We start from the raw sequence: 13,943 nt of genomic DNA, 5'->3' as shown, positions 1-13,943 counted from the left end.
ATGCATATGCTGATGGTGATCGTCGGCGGGGTCGTCCTGCTTGGCGTCTTCCTGCTGTTCGGCCAGCTCTGGGGCGGCTCGACGCCAGCGCTCGCGAGCGCGGCGAAGGTCTTCATTCCCGTCTGGCTTGTCGCACCGGCAACCAACCTCTGGGTCGGTGTCAATAAGGCCGGCTACACGGTCGCGCAGGAGCTGCCCATCCTGGCGATCGTCTTCGCCGTGCCGGCCGTTATCGCGGCCATCGCCATTTGGCAATTCGCCCGCTCCTGATACGTTGGAACGTCCATGACCGATAGCTCCGCTACCGACGCGCTTGATCATCACCCGCTGCTGCGCCGCCGCGACGGCCACCACGCCCGGGTGACGTTCGAGGAACTGTTCTTCGACCTTGTCTATGTCTTCGCGGTGACGCAGCTCAGCCAAAAGCTGCTGACCAATCTCAACGTGACGGGCGTCATCGAGACGCTGATCCTCTGGTTCGCGGTCTGGCTCGGCTGGCAATATACCTGCTGGGTCACCAACTGGTTCGACCCGGAGACGCCGCGCCTCCGCGGCCTGATCTTCGCCGTCATGCTCGCGGGCCTCGTCATGGCCTCGGCGATCCCCGGCGCCTTTGGCCAGCGCGGGTGGATATTCGCACTCGCCTATGTCGCGATCCAGGTCGGGCGCACCGCCTATGTCGTCTGGGAACTAGGCTCCGATCATCCGCTTGCGGCCAACTACCGGCGCATGCTCGGGTGGGTCTCGATCTCAGCCGTGTTCTGGATCGCCGGCGCCTTCGTCGGGCATGAAGCACACATGGTCCTGTGGACGGTCGCGATCGTCTGCGAATACGTCTCGCCGATGTTCGGATTTACGCTGCCGGGACTCGGCCGCTCCAGAACGAGCGACTGGACGATCGAGGGCGGCCATCTCGCCGAACGCTGCCAGCTTTTTGTAATCGTGGCTCTGGGCGAGACTTTGCTTGCCACCGGGGCGACGATGACGCGCAGTGAGGTCTGGGACGTTCCGATCCTCTCGGCGCTGCTTGCAACCTTCTTTGGCACGCTGGCCATGTGGTGGCTTTATTTCGGCACGTCGAGCAAGGATGCAACCGACGCTATTATGCATTCAGACGATCCTGGCCGCATCGGCGCCTATTTCCACTATGTCCACGCCATTCTGGTCGGCGGGATCATCGCGACCGCAGTCGGCAACGATCTCGTGCTGGCGCACCCCCATGATCCGCTCAAGACCGCCTATGCCCTGATCCTTTGCGGTGGACCGGCGATCTATCTGCTGGGCAGTGCCGCCTACGAGAAAGCGGTCTATGGTGTGGTGCCGGCATCTCATATGGCGGGCGTCGTGGCGCTGCTTCTCCTGATCCCGGTCGCCTACAGCGTCGATCTGCTGATCATGGGCTGGCTGACGACGATCGTTATGCTCGCCGTGGGCTTCTGGGAAGGCCGGCTGGTCCGTCAGCGGCGGGAGGCGGGCACGCCTCAAAAGGCGAAGCATTGAGGATCCGCCCGATGAAGGCTCTCGAGATGTTGCCCTTGCCGCGACCGGGCGGGCATCGGCACAAGCCCCAGGACGTCGTGGCGTTCTGGAAGGCTTCCTCGGGCCACTGGTTCGACAAGCATGCAGGCTTCGATCGCACCTTTCGCGACCGCTTCCTCGATCTCCACATGGAGGCCGCTGCGCGCCGGCATGACGACTGGATGGATACGCCCTCCGATGGGCTGGCGCTCCTCATCCTCCTCGACCAGTTTCCCCGCAACGCCTTTCGCCGCACCGGCCACATGTACGCGACCGATCCGCTCGCGCGCCACTTTGCCCACCAGGCGCTCGCAGCGGGATACAGCGACCAAGTTGAACCCGACCTGCGCCTGTTCTTCTGCCTGCCCTTCGCGCATTCGGAGGACATCGGCGATCAGGACATTTCGGTAAAGCTCAACGCTGAGTTGGGCCAACCCTGGCTGGAACATGCCGAGGGAAACCGCGACATCATCCGCACGTCATGTCCCGGCCGTCTCCCAACGGTCTCGGGCTGCCCAAATAGCATATGAAACCTGCTAGATGGCAAGATAACTCCGGCTGTCGCTAATTCATTCATGAGTTGTATTTGGCTTTCTCAATGACAGATCGACCGCGGCAATGCCTATCCCGCATTAGATTCAAACGCTCATCCGCAACATCATTCGCACTTTTAGTGAGAGCTCATCGAGAGTCGCCATGACGCGGTTCATCTGCGACAGCTTGGAAGCACGGTTTGGAGCATATCTGATGACGTGATACTCATCGCTTTCGGACAGGATTACCAGATGCGCCATCGTACGCTTTCGCAGCAGGAGGCCAGCTTCCGATGCAATTTGCGCCTGCTCGCCGAGATCATGCCGAAGGCCGGCGATCTTCCTCGGGTCCACGCCTTTAGCAAGTAAAAATGCATTCAAATAGAGCTCCATCGCATGGAGTGCCAGAAGCCGCCGCGGAAGCTGGTTGGGCTTAGCCAAGCCCTTGCCGAGCCTGTTGGCTGCACCCTGGTACTGCGTCGCCAAGTTTAGGGTGTCTCGCACACTCACTGAGTTGCCATCGCATGGAGGTCCATTGCGTGATTTCGGCCGGCATTTCTCCAGAATGCGAATAAGATCCTTCAGCATTGTCCGAAGCTCGGGCCACGGTGCAGCTTTGAGCTTCAGGCCGGGATCGTGCATGACGATCAGGCAATGGAGCTTTGCGGTGACTTCGGTCAGCGAAGAGGGCCGTGTGATCCACATGACACGCCCGGATATCCCAGCCCGTTCCGCGAGTTCTTGTTCTCGGGCGACGAACGCGCTGTATCCCAAACGCCGATCCGCTTCTTTCCATCGTTTCCGGCGCCGACGAAGCTCGGCTCGCGCCTGAGACAGGTGTTTGGCATTTAACTGAGAGGCTATTCGATTGATTTCGGCAAAAGAGTGAACCTCGACCGCGTCATCCTCTCCGACAGTCGGCAGCATCACGGCCGGAAGACCCCCAGCCTCGTTGAGCAATTCCATCTCGATCTTTTCCCTAAGCCGGGCGGCCCTGACGCGTTGCAGATGGCATGCATACCAGCGAGGCCACATTTCTCTGACGGGCGTAGGACCACTCTCCCTTCGCTGCGGAGTTTCCGCGATCAGTGCGCTTAGCTGGTGCGCGGCGACGGAAAGCAGGTTTCGGCGATCGATGGTTGGAGGCAGGCCTTCGCACGTCCCGTGCTCACGTTTTTCTTTTCCGCGCGAAATTGCAGGCAAAGTTCTGCTATTCTCAGAATCAGCCATGATCCGAGCTCCCTGAAGCTTGAATTGTGGTCAGGCCATGTAGGTTGTCGCAAGCAACCTGCATGGCCGTTTAAAACCTATCGCGGATAGTTTGAATCATACCAGGATTATGTCAAGGTTATAATGTTGACTGCCGATCAAATTCGAATGGCGCGGGCTGCTCTGAAGTGGGGCGTTCGCGATTTGGCAAGCCGGGCCAACATTACGGCGGCCACTGTAACCCGGATCGAGGCCGGTCGCCCGGGGTACGCCGCTACGTTGGAGGCCATTCGAAAAGCATTCGAGGCCGCTGGCATCGAGTTTATTCCCGAGAATGGTGGCGGCGTCGGTGTCCGCTTTTCCAAACCAAGAGATTGAACTGGCGCGGGTGGTGTCGGTAGCATTGCCCTGGGCAAATCCGGAAGCGGAGAAAACTGCCACTCGGATCGGCGTCTGTGGGCCGAAGATGCGACGAACAAACTAAGCTGGCAAATAGTAAGCTTTGCTATTCCGACGCTTTAAGCTGGTTTACAGCCCAAACCGTTTTCGCATTTCCACCGCCTTCGCCCACTCGTCGCCGGGCATCCGGTCGATCAGTTCCTTCATTACCCTAGAAAACGCGGCCTTAAGCGTTTCTCCTGTCAGAGCCTTGGCGAGATCTGTTGGAAGCAGCGGGCTCATGTCAGTGAAGAAGCCCGGATCGACGAGTTTCTGGAACATGCGCTGCTGCGCCTCGGCTCTGGAAATCGCTACCTCTCCTTTTTCAAGGTAGAGGAGAAAACACTCGACGATCCTGGCCGAGTTCAGCCCCTCGAACACTCCGAGCGCGTAGTCAAGGTCGAACAGATCGCGACCCTTGTTGCGTTGAAGCAAGGCACGCAGCTTGGTCGCCAGCATTTCTTCCCGAGAGAAGGTCGGGATTGCAGCCGTTCCGGTGAACCATGGATTTTTGACGCCAAACGGAATCTCGATGGGTGGATCGTAAGCTTCACGCTCGCGCGTGTTGATTTCGATCTTGAGTTTTATCGGACCGGGAGAAGCCTTGTCTTCGGCTTCGACAGCGTATTTAAGTTTGGGCGCAACCGGGCTTTGATCGAAACGCGGCTTGCCCAGCCACGGATCGAGAACGTCCTGAAGATGCTCCAGTAACGGGCGGATAGGACCGGCAGTCGTCCTCACAAGGTCGATGTCTTCCGAATAGCGCAGCGGCTTGGGGAAATGCAGCTTGTTGAGCGCAGTGCCGCCGCGGAAGCGAAGTTCGTCGCGCAGGAACGGATCGGAGAAGATGGCGACAATCGCGCGGCTGATGATGAGATCCTGCTCGACCTGCCGTTGACTTGTCCATGGCACTACGCCGTTCCAGGCCGTGATGTAGTCCTGCGGTATCATTCGTCGATCTCCGGCGGCCGGCGAACGATCACATGCCAGTGTTCATCGCGTTCGGATTGCGGCGGCGACAGATCTGGATCTCCGGCCTGCCTAGGATCGAGTTCGACCCATGGCAACGGCCCACGAGCAGATAGCGCTGCAAACATCGTTTCCGCTATCTGCGAGTGCGCCAGCCTTCCAAGCAGATATCCGAGGCGTTGTGCGACCGCTTTTTCGAAAGCACGCGACAGGGAGGCAAGCTTTTTGGGTTGCAATCGCTCGGCAAGTTCGGAAAGCACCGTAGCAATATTGTCCAGACCAGCCCCGGAATGCGGATAGCGTACCAGGTCGAACGCTGTCAGTTCCGGCGAGGATAACTTCATATATCCCGAAGGGGTCTTGCGGTCTTCGATTCCTGCCGATACCGCTCCCATATCCTTGCGGTATGAAAACACGATCCGCGTTCGCCCAGCCTCAATATCGGGCAGGAGTTTGTTCGTGACGACCTGAAATTCCATGGTGGCCTGGTGGGAGGCGCCATGGGCGGCTGCGGCCGTCAGCAATCCCACATAGTAGGGTCGTCTTTCGTGGCGCATCAGGGCGTCGATATACCATTCCGGAGGCGGCGCTCCCATGACGGCGTGCTGAGGCGGCACAACCACATAGAAACCGCGACGGGGCCGGATAAGCTGGCCGCGCCGCTGCAAGCGCTCGGCGGCGTCAAGGAATGCTCCCCGGCTGATGCCGATCTCCTGCTGGGCCTCGTCTGCAGAGAAAACTCCCCGGCCCGTAGCTAGCAGACCAAAAGCATAGGAAGATAGTGTCGATCGTCCAGTTTGCATCATATCTCCTTATCCGCTATTAATGCGGAAAAATCAATATGACGCTGCGAGCGAATCATTCTCGAAACTCCGCTCTTACTGCGGAAAATTCGATATGACTCATGGACGCTGTCGCCACCCATGCCAGCCGCCAGGCCAGATAGCCGCTGCCATTTTTTTGAATTTTCTCACTGTTTAGGTGCTCAGTTAGGTTAGAAGTAGTCATTCAAACAGGCCTGCAAACCATGGCGCTTAGTCAGTCTTGAAAAAGCAAACCTATCAGTCCGTTCTAGGCTCCAGATCGGCAATCCTGGAGCACAAGTTACTGTACCGCTCATAAAAATTTGCACAAATATATGCTGCTTGTACGACAGGGTCGGCGGTTCGGATCCCATAAAGGCGAAGATGAACTAGGTCAGAGCCGCAGGGCTCGCTTCGATCAGCTTCCCGGCGCGCCCGACGCCTGTTGAACGGGGTGGGGATGTCAGACATCCTTTGCTTTCCGCCCCCGCACGCTTGGTTTCACCGGAACGCTCTTTCCGTATTGGCTCCACCAGGCGGTCAGCGCTTCCATCGTGGGACCGAGTCCGCGCGCCTTGTCTGTAATTTCATATTCCACGCGCGGGGGGACTTCCGCAAAAACCGTTCGCGTCACGAGCCCGTCGCCTTCGAGCTCCCGTAGTTGCGCTGTCAGCATGTGTTGGGTGATGCCGGGAATGGCCTTTCGCAGCTCGCCGAACCTGTAGACCCGCTGATTGAGCAACCACATGATTTCCAGCTTCCACTTGCCGGACAGCAGGGCGAAGGCGCGACGCATTTCCTCATGCATATTGATCTCTTCATCAGTCATGGTCTGCTTTTCCATACTAGCCACAATTAATTCATCCTACTTGCAAGTATCAACCTTACACGACATTTTCGGTTCACACATCGGGCAGGGACCTCAAAATCGTCTCATCCCACAAACCAAAGGTTCGAAAATTAGGATGCTGCTGGCCTACCAGCGGCAAGGGTGTATTTATGACTGAATACTACGCATACTGGATCAGCACGGCGCTTCTTTCCTTGCTCTACCTGACATCGGCGACCATGTACCTTTTCAAGGGAAGCTGGGTCCGGCAGGCGCTTGGTGAGCTCGGCTATCACGTGGCCTATCTTGTCCCATTCCTGATCGTCGTCAAAATCCTCGGCCCGCTTGCTATCCTGTCACGCGTCAGCGTGCCGCTCAGCGATCTCGCCTATGCCGGAATGTTGTTTCACCTGATCCTGGCGGCGTTTGCGCATCTCGGCGTTCGCAAGCCGCTCGAGGCGTTGCCCGCCATCGTCGGCCTTGTTCTTCTCGTCATGTCGTTCGCCACGCAGAACGACGCGCGAAATATGCCGTCCCCCTATTTCCAGGCCGTGGTGCTTTGACATCGCCGCGCTTCCCCCCCACAACGATGGAGACCATAATGAACAGACTGCAAGGAAAAGTCGCGATCGTCACCGGCGCGAGCCGCGGCATCGGTCGCGCAACCGCAAACCTCTTTGCCGCTGAGGGCGCAAAGGTTGCGGTTCTTTCGAGGACTTCCGACGACGTCGACAGGGTCGTTGCAGGTATTGTCGAAGCCGGCGGCGAGGCGATTGGCGTTCAGTGCGACGTCAGCAAAGCCGACCAGATCACGGCCGCAGTCGACGAGGTCGTTTCTAGGTACGGGCGGATCGACATTTTGGTGAACAATGCCTTCGATGGTTCGGCCGTCTTGTCATCGATCCTCGACCTGTCGGTCGACCAGTTGCAGCGCAACTTCGATACCGGCCCCGTTGCCTATCTCCGTTTCATGCAGGCTTGCTATCCCCACCTCAAGCAATGCGGGGAAGGCCGGGTCATCAATTTCGGCTCCATGGCGGGAACCATAGGGCTGGTCGGCTACGGTCCGTACAATATGGCCAAGGAGGCGGTGCGTGCGCTGACCCGAACGGCGGCACGCGAATGGGGTGCAGACAACATCACCGTCAACAATGTTTTGCCGATCGCTGACACGTGGGGTGCCGCAGAAAAAGAAGTGCCTCCGCCGGTAAACGCGCTCGGTCGCTTCGGCTCGCCGGAAGACGACATCGCCCCGGTCGTGCTCTTCCTTGCGAGTGCTGATTCCCGGTTCATCACCGGCTACAGCCTGACCCCTGATGGCGGTGCGATTATTGACAGCGCACGATGAACATTTGTTGCGCGGGCGGGGCGAAAGCCGCGCCGATCCAACCGAGAAAAAAATGCACAGGTGCAATATGAAAGTAGCGCTGTTTGGCGCCACCGGGAAAACCGGCAAATTCATGATAGACGAGGCATTGGCGCGCGGTTTCGAGGCAACCGTCTTTGCCCGGCGGAGCAGGTCCTTTGCGGACAAAAGGGTCCGTGTGGTCCATGGGGATCTCAGCAATGTGGATCTTCTTCGAGATGCCGTTCGCGGCTCAACGGCTGTTCTGTCAGCACTCGGGCCGACGACCTTGCCGCATCCGAAAGATTTACCAATCACGCGGGCCACGCAAGCCATCATCTCCGCGATGAAAGACGAGGACGTCAATCGTCTGGTCGCCATTTCCACCGGCACGGCCCCAGATCCTGGCGATGCGTTCGATTGGAAAATCGACCTTCCTGCAATGCTTATCAAATATCTGATGCGCAGCACCTATGACGATATCGTCAACCTGGCGCAAGCGATCCGGGCTTCGGAGCTGGAATGGACAATGGTTCGTGTGGCGTTTCTAAACAGCCGCGCCGCAGCCAGCGAACTGAATGTTGGACTATACGGGTATACCAGGCACTCCCTGACCGTCTCCCGCAAGGACGTCGCGGCGTTTATGTTCGACCAAATCGAAAGCCGGGCATACACTCGTCAGGCGCCTGGTATCAGTACGCGGTAAAGCGCATCCGGAGCGGCCTGCGTGCTTATGAACTCGCTGACAAGTGCAGCGAGGTCTTCCGTTGGCCTGGATCTCAACCGCGATAGCGTAGCGTGTCGACAATGAGTTTGAATGCGGCAGAGGGCTGGTAGCGGCTTGGGTAGTACAGGTGATAGCCGGCAAATGGTTGGCACCAATCCTCCAGAACACGCACAAGCCGGCCTTCCGCGAGTGGGTGGTTGACATAGCTTTCCATGACGAAGGCCAGGCCGCCGCCGTCGAGCGCGGCCTGAACGATCATGTCGTCGTCATTGAAGACGAGTTGTCCGTCGACACGGACGCGAACCTCGCGACCATTCTTTTCCAGCTCCCAGATATAGAGACCGCCAGACGTTATCCGTCGCTGATTGATGCATCGGTGTTCCGCCAGATCCTGCGGCGTCTGCGGAAGTGGATGGCTCTCGAAGTATGATGGCGCACCGACGACTGCCATGCGCTGGTCGGGACTGATCCTGATGGCAATCATATCCTTCTCCAGCGCTTCGCCAAGTCGTACGCCGGCGTCGAAGCGGTCCGAGACGACATCGGCAAGGCCGCTGTCGAGGCTCAGTTCGACGTGAACATCTGGATAATCAGTCAACACCTTCGCGAGCTTTGGCCACAGGATGCTCTGTCCCGCGTGTTTCGAGGTGGTGATCCTGATTGTGCCGGACGGCCTGTCGCGAAGCTCGTTCAGCGACGTCAGCTCGCCATCGATCTTGCTCAGGGCAGGGACGAGCGTATTGAGCAGCCGCTCCCCCGCCTGTGTCGGAGCCACATTGCGGGTCGTCCGCGTAAGCAACCTTACCCCGAGCTGCGTCTCCAGCCGCCGCATCCGGTGGCTGAGCGCCGACTGCGATATGCCGAAATGGACGGCGGCACGGGTGAAGCTTCGCTCTTCGGCGACGGCTTTGAAGATGCTGAGATCGGACAGATAGTCGAGATACATTCGTGAACCATACTCATAAGCTCAAACGATTTCCAGTGGCTAATCGTGTCAATCCACTCGGTGTAGTCTCCGCATCAAGATGAAACCCCGAGGAAGAATCCGACATGAAAACCTATGCCTTTGCTGCCACGTCGGCCGACGAGCCCCTGGAACCGTTCTCCTTTGAGCGACGCGCCCCTCGGGCCAATGATGTCGTCATCGAGATCCTCTATTGCGGGGTCTGCCACTCGGATCTTCACACTGCCCGCAACGACTGGGGCTGGACGAACTATCCGATTGTCGTTGGTCACGAGATCGTCGGCCGGGTGATCGATGTCGGCTTGGACGTGACGCGCCACAAGGTGGGCGACCACGTTGCCGTTGGCACAATGGTCGACAGCTGTCAGCATTGCGACCAGTGCCGCAAGGGTGAGGAGCAGCTCTGCCGCGAGGGCAACACTCAGACCTTTGCCGGTGTGGACCGCATCTCCGGTGAGCCAACCTGGGGCGGCTATTCCAAGCACATCGTCGTCCGCCAAGAGTTCGTGCTACAGGTCCCCGAAGGCCTCGACCTAGCCAAGGCCGGGCCGCTGCTCTGCGCAGGTGCTACCACCTACTCGCCCCTTCGCACCTGGAACATCGGCCCAGGTAGTCGCGTCGGGGTCATCGGAATGGGTGGCCTTGGTCATATGGCAATCAAGCTGGCCGCCGCGATGGGCGCCCGCGTCACGGTCATGAGCCGCACCCCGGAGAAGGCCGCCGATGCCCGAGAGCTTGGTGCCGACACGTTTCTGGTGTCGAGCGATCCGAAGGCGATGGAAGAGGCAGCCTCCACCTTCGATCTGATCATCGACACCGTTCCCGCCAAGCACGAGATCGATCCATACATTCCGCTGCTCGATGTCGACGGTACGCTCTGCGTTGTCGGCCAGATCGGCCCGCTGGCAGAAATGAACAGCATTCCGCTGCTGCTTGGCCGCCGACGGGTTGCCGGTTCGGCGATCGCCGGCATCGCCCAAACCCAGGAAACGCTCGATTTCTGCGCGCGGAAGAACATCCTGCCGGAAGTCGAAATGATCCGCATGGATCAGATCAATGAGGCGTTTGAGCGGCTGGAACGGTCCGACGTTCGGTATCGCTTCGTCATCGACATGGCAACGCTGACCAAACCACAATCCGACGCAGTCTGATCGCATTTCGACTGGGTTTTCCGCCCTCGGCGCCGGATATCTTTTTGACCTCGATTATCAGCATGAACCCGCTGGCTGCCTTGTGCAGCGCGCTGAAGAGCTCAGCGTTCGCGGTCAGGCTTTTCGTCCAAAATTGGAAGAGCGGACATATGAAAAGACAAGCTTGGCGGTGGGGTCTCGTGCCATTGACAGCCGCGGCATTCTTGACGGTTGCCCTAGTCCTGACGGACGGCGAGAGGGCTGTTCCGGCGCACGCGGAATCAAATGCGGTGACGTTTCCGCCGCTCGACCAGCTTGTGCACTACACCACAGTGCGTCGCGGTCAAACGCGAGAGCACATTCTTACAAGTCGGGCAGCTCTCGATGCCATAAAGGCCAGCCAACCGGTTCCAGTCGGCACGCATATGGTTCTGGTCGACTACCAGAGCGAGGTCCTCTATCGCTACCTGGTGTCGCAGAAGACGGGCGAAGGTGTCGATGACTGGCAATTCCAGTGGTTCTGGCCGGATCGCTCGATCAAGGCCGATGAGAATACAGCCCAGTGCTACGCCTGCCATCAGCGCAGCAATCGGGACCGGCAGTTCATGTTCACGTTCAACGACGCTCTGAATTTTAAGTAGGTGCAGCACGCGCTGCCCCATAGAGGGAGACAGGTCGAGATGAATTCACCCATAGTTCAACGCCTCGCCTTGCCCGGCTCCATGGCAATCGCTCTGCTGCTCTCGCTGGCCTACTGGTGGCTTGATAACCTGGCGCATGAGCTGTTCGGCATCGTGCTGTTCGCGCTTCTGGCCTGGCACATCAACGTGAATCGCGTCTGGTTCCGAAATCTGCTCCGCGGCGGCTATGACGCGCTTCGCCTGGCAACGGTCGCTCTTCACCTCGTCCTCATCGCCAACATGGTGGTTCTGCTGGTCACCAGCGTGGCGATCTCAAAGTCCGTCTTCGTGACGCTGCCGATCCCTGACAGCATGATGTTCAGGGATATCCATTGGTTCGCCGCCTATTGGGTAATGATCATCGTGGGCATCCATCTCGGGCTCCATTGGGCCCGCGTGATGGCCCTCACGCGGGTGAAGCTGGGTCTTGCCGCCGCCAGTCAGGTGCGCACCTGGCTGTTTCGGGCCCTGGCACTGACGCTCGCAGTCTTTAGCCTTTGGAGTTGGACGGTGCTGGGCGTCTGGGGCAAGCTCACCTTCACTTACAGCCTCGAGTTCTGGGACTTTACCGCGTCGGTGGCGCCGTTCTTCGGTTACTGGGCTGGTGTCGTTTCTCTGCCCGTCATCGCGACCCACTACCTGATGTGGGGATGGCGGCTTGGGCGGAAGAAGGGCCGGTCGTTGGAAGACAGCCCGCTGGTGCGGGGTTTTACTCGCCAACCCTCTGCATCAACTCAACGCGAATGACCAGGACATGGAAGTCTGCTTCGGCGGATCACCTTCACGTTCCTCACGCATGACAACAAACAAAGGATCTCACATGGCCAACGACGAATATCCCGTGACCGGATCAGGCAACGGTGCATCGCTTGATGCAACAAGACGCCATCTCCTCAAAGCCACCGCCGCCGGCATAACTGCCCTCGGCATCACCTCATTCTTCAACATCTCAAACACAGAGGCTCAAGACATGTCCAACGGTGCTGATAACTTCTACAAGAGCGACAAGGCAACGTTCGAAAAGGTAACCTTCAAGACCGCCTATCAGACCAACGTGGTGGGGAACTTGCATATTCCGAACGATCTCGATCGCAGCGCGAAGAATCCCGCGATCATCGTCAGCCATCCGATGGGAGCGGTAAAGGAACAGAGCGCCAATCTCTACGCTGCCAAGATGGCCGAGCAAGGCTTTGTCACGGTTGCTATCGATCTGCCATTCTGGGGCGAAAGCGACGGGCAGCCACGCCAGGCCGTCTCCCCGGATTTCTACGCTGAGGCCTACAGTGCTGCTGCCGATTACCTCAGCTCGCTTGCCTTCGTTAACCGCGACCGCATCGGCGTAATCGGTATCTGCGGCAGCGGCGCTTTCGCGCTGAGCGCCGCCAAAATCGACCCGCGCCTGAAGGCGATCGCTACTGTGAGCATGTACGACCACGGCACCCTGTACCGGAAGGGCCTGGGCGGCACCCAAACGGCGGAGCAGTTCCAGGCGTTCCTCGCCGAAGCTGCCGAGCAGCGCATTGTCGAAACCACTGGTGGTGCGGTCCGCTATACCGCAGGGGCGCCGATCGAACGCACGGGCAATGCGATCGGCGACGAGTTCTACGATTTCTATCGCACGCCGCGCGGCGAGGTCACGCCAGCCTATGCATCGCCGAAGACGAGCACCATGCCCACCGTCATAACCAACGTCAAGTTCGTGAACTTCTATCCACTCGAGAACCTTGATACTGTGTCCCCGCGACCGCTGCTATTCATTGCCGGTGACAAGGCGCACTCCAAGGAGTTCAGCGAACTGGCGTATTCGAAGGCGGCTGAGCCGAAGGAACTCCATTGGGTGAAGGGAGCGGGGCACGTCGATCTTTACGACCGGGTGACCCTCATACCGTTCGACAAGCTGAAGTCATTCTTCGACCAGCATCTTTCGGCGTAAGCCTTCGGGCAAACCACAGGTCCGGGCCGCGTTGTCGGTCCGGCTCTTCGTTTTTCGGCCGCGCGCTCGATTCCGCTCAAGGCGCCTAGGAATATTTGAACACAATGCTGTTTTCTCCACTGGTCAGACGCTGTGACAGAGTCACTCTACTAACTTACCTGGAAAATCCTTCAGGCCTTCTGTGAACTATCCCGGTGCAACGACATGTGATCACGCAACTTCCAGTTCTGCATCGACCGGGGCACGTTCCAGATGAACCGTGCCCTTGTATTTCATCATCTGCCGCCATCTCCCCGGCGCAACCCCGGTTCTGCGCTTGAACACCCGGCTCAGTGACAAGTCGCTGTCGTAACCGACCAGGTTGGCGATGCGCAGGAGGCTTTCGTCCGTTCCGGTCAGCAGCATCTTGACACGGTAGACGCGCCAGCCCGTGAGGTAATCCAGCGGCGCTTCACCGACCACCGATTTGAACAGCGCCGCAAAGCTCGAACGCGAAAGCCCGGCCTCCTGTGCCATGTCTTCGACGGTCCACCGGCGGGCGAGATCAGAGTGGACAGCGTGGATCGTGCGCGCCAGTCGACGATCACCGAGGCCTGCAAGCCAGCAGCTTGTCTTGCCGGTGTCGTTGCTGCACAGCGCACGTAGCGCCTGCACGAACAGGGTGTTGACCAGGCGATCGACGAGAAACCCTGAACCATGCTCACCGGCACTGGTTTCCATGCCGATAGGCGTTGGTGCGCGGATCGTTAATTGCATTGGCGTACGTGGTCGGCAATCGCAATAACCGGTCTTTGCAACGATGCCTTTCAAACACAACGCCTCCCGACGCCATCGCATCAGCAAGATGAAGTTTGAGCTGACGAAC

Annotated in this window: 17 protein-coding genes; 11 read left to right on the top strand and 6 right to left on the bottom strand. The window is 58.8% G+C overall.

Going from position 1 to position 13,943, the window contains the following annotated elements:
- Genes AB6803_RS31240 through AB6803_RS31230 form a run of 3 tightly spaced genes read left to right on the top strand, consistent with a single transcriptional unit; the run spans window position 1 to window position 2,048 of the window.
- The gene (locus AB6803_RS31240) at window positions 1-270 is read left to right on the top strand and encodes a hypothetical protein (protein ID WP_371112489.1); all 270 of its coding nucleotides are present in this window, start codon (window positions 1-3) and stop codon (window positions 268-270) included.
- Window positions 271-285: 15 nt separating this feature from the next.
- Entirely contained in the window at window positions 286-1,500 is a 1,215-nt protein-coding gene (locus AB6803_RS31235; protein WP_371112488.1) for a low temperature requirement protein A, read from the top strand.
- Window positions 1,501-1,511: 11 nt separating this feature from the next.
- On the top strand, window positions 1,512-2,048 hold the full coding sequence (locus AB6803_RS31230; protein ID WP_371112487.1) for a DUF924 family protein: 537 nt from the start codon (window positions 1,512-1,514) through the stop codon (window positions 2,046-2,048).
- A gap of 108 nt (window positions 2,049-2,156) precedes the next feature.
- Here the strand turns inward: AB6803_RS31230 and AB6803_RS31225 are convergent, their stop codons facing one another.
- The gene (locus AB6803_RS31225; RefSeq protein ID WP_371112486.1) at window positions 2,157-3,281 is read right to left on the bottom strand and encodes a hypothetical protein; all 1,125 of its coding nucleotides are present in this window, start codon (window positions 3,279-3,281) and stop codon (window positions 2,157-2,159) included.
- Window positions 3,282-3,428: 147 nt separating this feature from the next.
- Here AB6803_RS31225 and AB6803_RS31220 point away from each other — a divergent pair, with 147 nt between their 5' ends.
- The gene (locus AB6803_RS31220) at window positions 3,429-3,638 is read left to right on the top strand and encodes a helix-turn-helix transcriptional regulator (protein WP_152094942.1); all 210 of its coding nucleotides are present in this window, start codon (window positions 3,429-3,431) and stop codon (window positions 3,636-3,638) included.
- A 150-nt stretch (window positions 3,639-3,788) separates the two neighbouring features.
- Here the strand turns inward: AB6803_RS31220 and AB6803_RS31215 are convergent, their stop codons facing one another.
- The 3 genes from AB6803_RS31215 to AB6803_RS31205 form a co-directional block, all read right to left on the bottom strand.
- Window positions 3,789-4,649, bottom strand: coding sequence for a nucleotidyl transferase AbiEii/AbiGii toxin family protein (locus AB6803_RS31215; protein WP_371112485.1), 861 nt, complete (start codon window positions 4,647-4,649; stop codon window positions 3,789-3,791).
- Window positions 4,646-5,470: a type IV toxin-antitoxin system AbiEi family antitoxin gene (locus AB6803_RS31210; protein WP_371112530.1), complete on the bottom strand. Its 825-nt coding sequence runs from the start codon at window positions 5,468-5,470 to the stop codon at window positions 4,646-4,648. Before AB6803_RS31210 ends, AB6803_RS31215 begins: the two co-directional genes overlap by 4 nt.
- 463 nt (window positions 5,471-5,933) lie before the next feature.
- Window positions 5,934-6,314, bottom strand: a complete 381-nt coding sequence (locus AB6803_RS31205; RefSeq protein WP_371112484.1) for a winged helix-turn-helix transcriptional regulator — start codon at window positions 6,312-6,314, stop codon at window positions 5,934-5,936.
- A gap of 155 nt (window positions 6,315-6,469) precedes the next feature.
- Here AB6803_RS31205 and AB6803_RS31200 point away from each other — a divergent pair, with 155 nt between their 5' ends.
- Genes AB6803_RS31200 through AB6803_RS31190 form a run of 3 tightly spaced genes read left to right on the top strand, consistent with a single transcriptional unit; the run spans window position 6,470 to window position 8,350 of the window.
- On the top strand, window positions 6,470-6,862 hold the full coding sequence (locus AB6803_RS31200) for a DoxX family protein (protein WP_371112483.1): 393 nt from the start codon (window positions 6,470-6,472) through the stop codon (window positions 6,860-6,862).
- A 38-nt stretch (window positions 6,863-6,900) separates the two neighbouring features.
- Window positions 6,901-7,647 carry an SDR family NAD(P)-dependent oxidoreductase gene (locus tag AB6803_RS31195; protein WP_371112482.1) on the top strand — a complete coding sequence of 249 codons (747 nt, stop codon included), beginning with the start codon at window positions 6,901-6,903 and terminating at the stop codon, window positions 7,645-7,647.
- Window positions 7,631-8,350: an NAD(P)-dependent oxidoreductase gene (locus tag AB6803_RS31190; RefSeq protein ID WP_371112481.1), complete on the top strand. Its 720-nt coding sequence runs from the start codon at window positions 7,631-7,633 to the stop codon at window positions 8,348-8,350. Before AB6803_RS31195 ends, AB6803_RS31190 begins: the two co-directional genes overlap by 17 nt.
- Before the next feature lie 73 nt (window positions 8,351-8,423).
- Here the strand turns inward: AB6803_RS31190 and AB6803_RS31185 are convergent, their stop codons facing one another.
- A complete protein-coding gene (locus AB6803_RS31185; protein ID WP_371112480.1) occupies window positions 8,424-9,317 on the bottom strand; it encodes a LysR family transcriptional regulator in 894 nt (297 codons plus the stop codon).
- A 104-nt stretch (window positions 9,318-9,421) separates the two neighbouring features.
- Here AB6803_RS31185 and AB6803_RS31180 point away from each other — a divergent pair, with 104 nt between their 5' ends.
- The 4 genes from AB6803_RS31180 to AB6803_RS31165 all read left to right on the top strand — a co-directional run bounded on the left by AB6803_RS31180 (window position 9,422) and on the right by AB6803_RS31165 (window position 13,078).
- The gene (locus tag AB6803_RS31180) at window positions 9,422-10,486 is read left to right on the top strand and encodes an NAD(P)-dependent alcohol dehydrogenase (RefSeq protein ID WP_371112479.1); all 1,065 of its coding nucleotides are present in this window, start codon (window positions 9,422-9,424) and stop codon (window positions 10,484-10,486) included.
- A gap of 149 nt (window positions 10,487-10,635) precedes the next feature.
- Window positions 10,636-11,106 (top strand): cytochrome P460 family protein, encoded by a 471-nt coding sequence (locus tag AB6803_RS31175; protein ID WP_371112478.1) that lies wholly within the window; start codon window positions 10,636-10,638, stop codon window positions 11,104-11,106.
- Window positions 11,107-11,145: 39 nt separating this feature from the next.
- Window positions 11,146-11,892 (top strand): DUF4405 domain-containing protein, encoded by a 747-nt coding sequence (locus AB6803_RS31170; protein ID WP_371112477.1) that lies wholly within the window; start codon window positions 11,146-11,148, stop codon window positions 11,890-11,892.
- Between the two features lie 73 nt (window positions 11,893-11,965).
- Window positions 11,966-13,078: an alpha/beta hydrolase gene (locus AB6803_RS31165; RefSeq protein WP_371112476.1), complete on the top strand. Its 1,113-nt coding sequence runs from the start codon at window positions 11,966-11,968 to the stop codon at window positions 13,076-13,078.
- A 210-nt stretch (window positions 13,079-13,288) separates the two neighbouring features.
- On the opposite strand, the gene AB6803_RS31160 is transcribed toward AB6803_RS31165, so the two are convergent.
- Window positions 13,289-13,943: AraC family transcriptional regulator (locus tag AB6803_RS31160; protein WP_371112475.1), on the bottom strand; the 655-nt coding region annotated here is incomplete at its 5' end.

The organism is Rhizobium sp. RCC_161_2, assembly GCF_041355235.1.
Taxonomy (GTDB): Bacteria; Pseudomonadota; Alphaproteobacteria; order Rhizobiales; family Rhizobiaceae; genus Rhizobium.
Note: the sequence above shows the minus strand (reverse complement) of the source record. Positions and strands in the feature narration are given on the sequence as shown.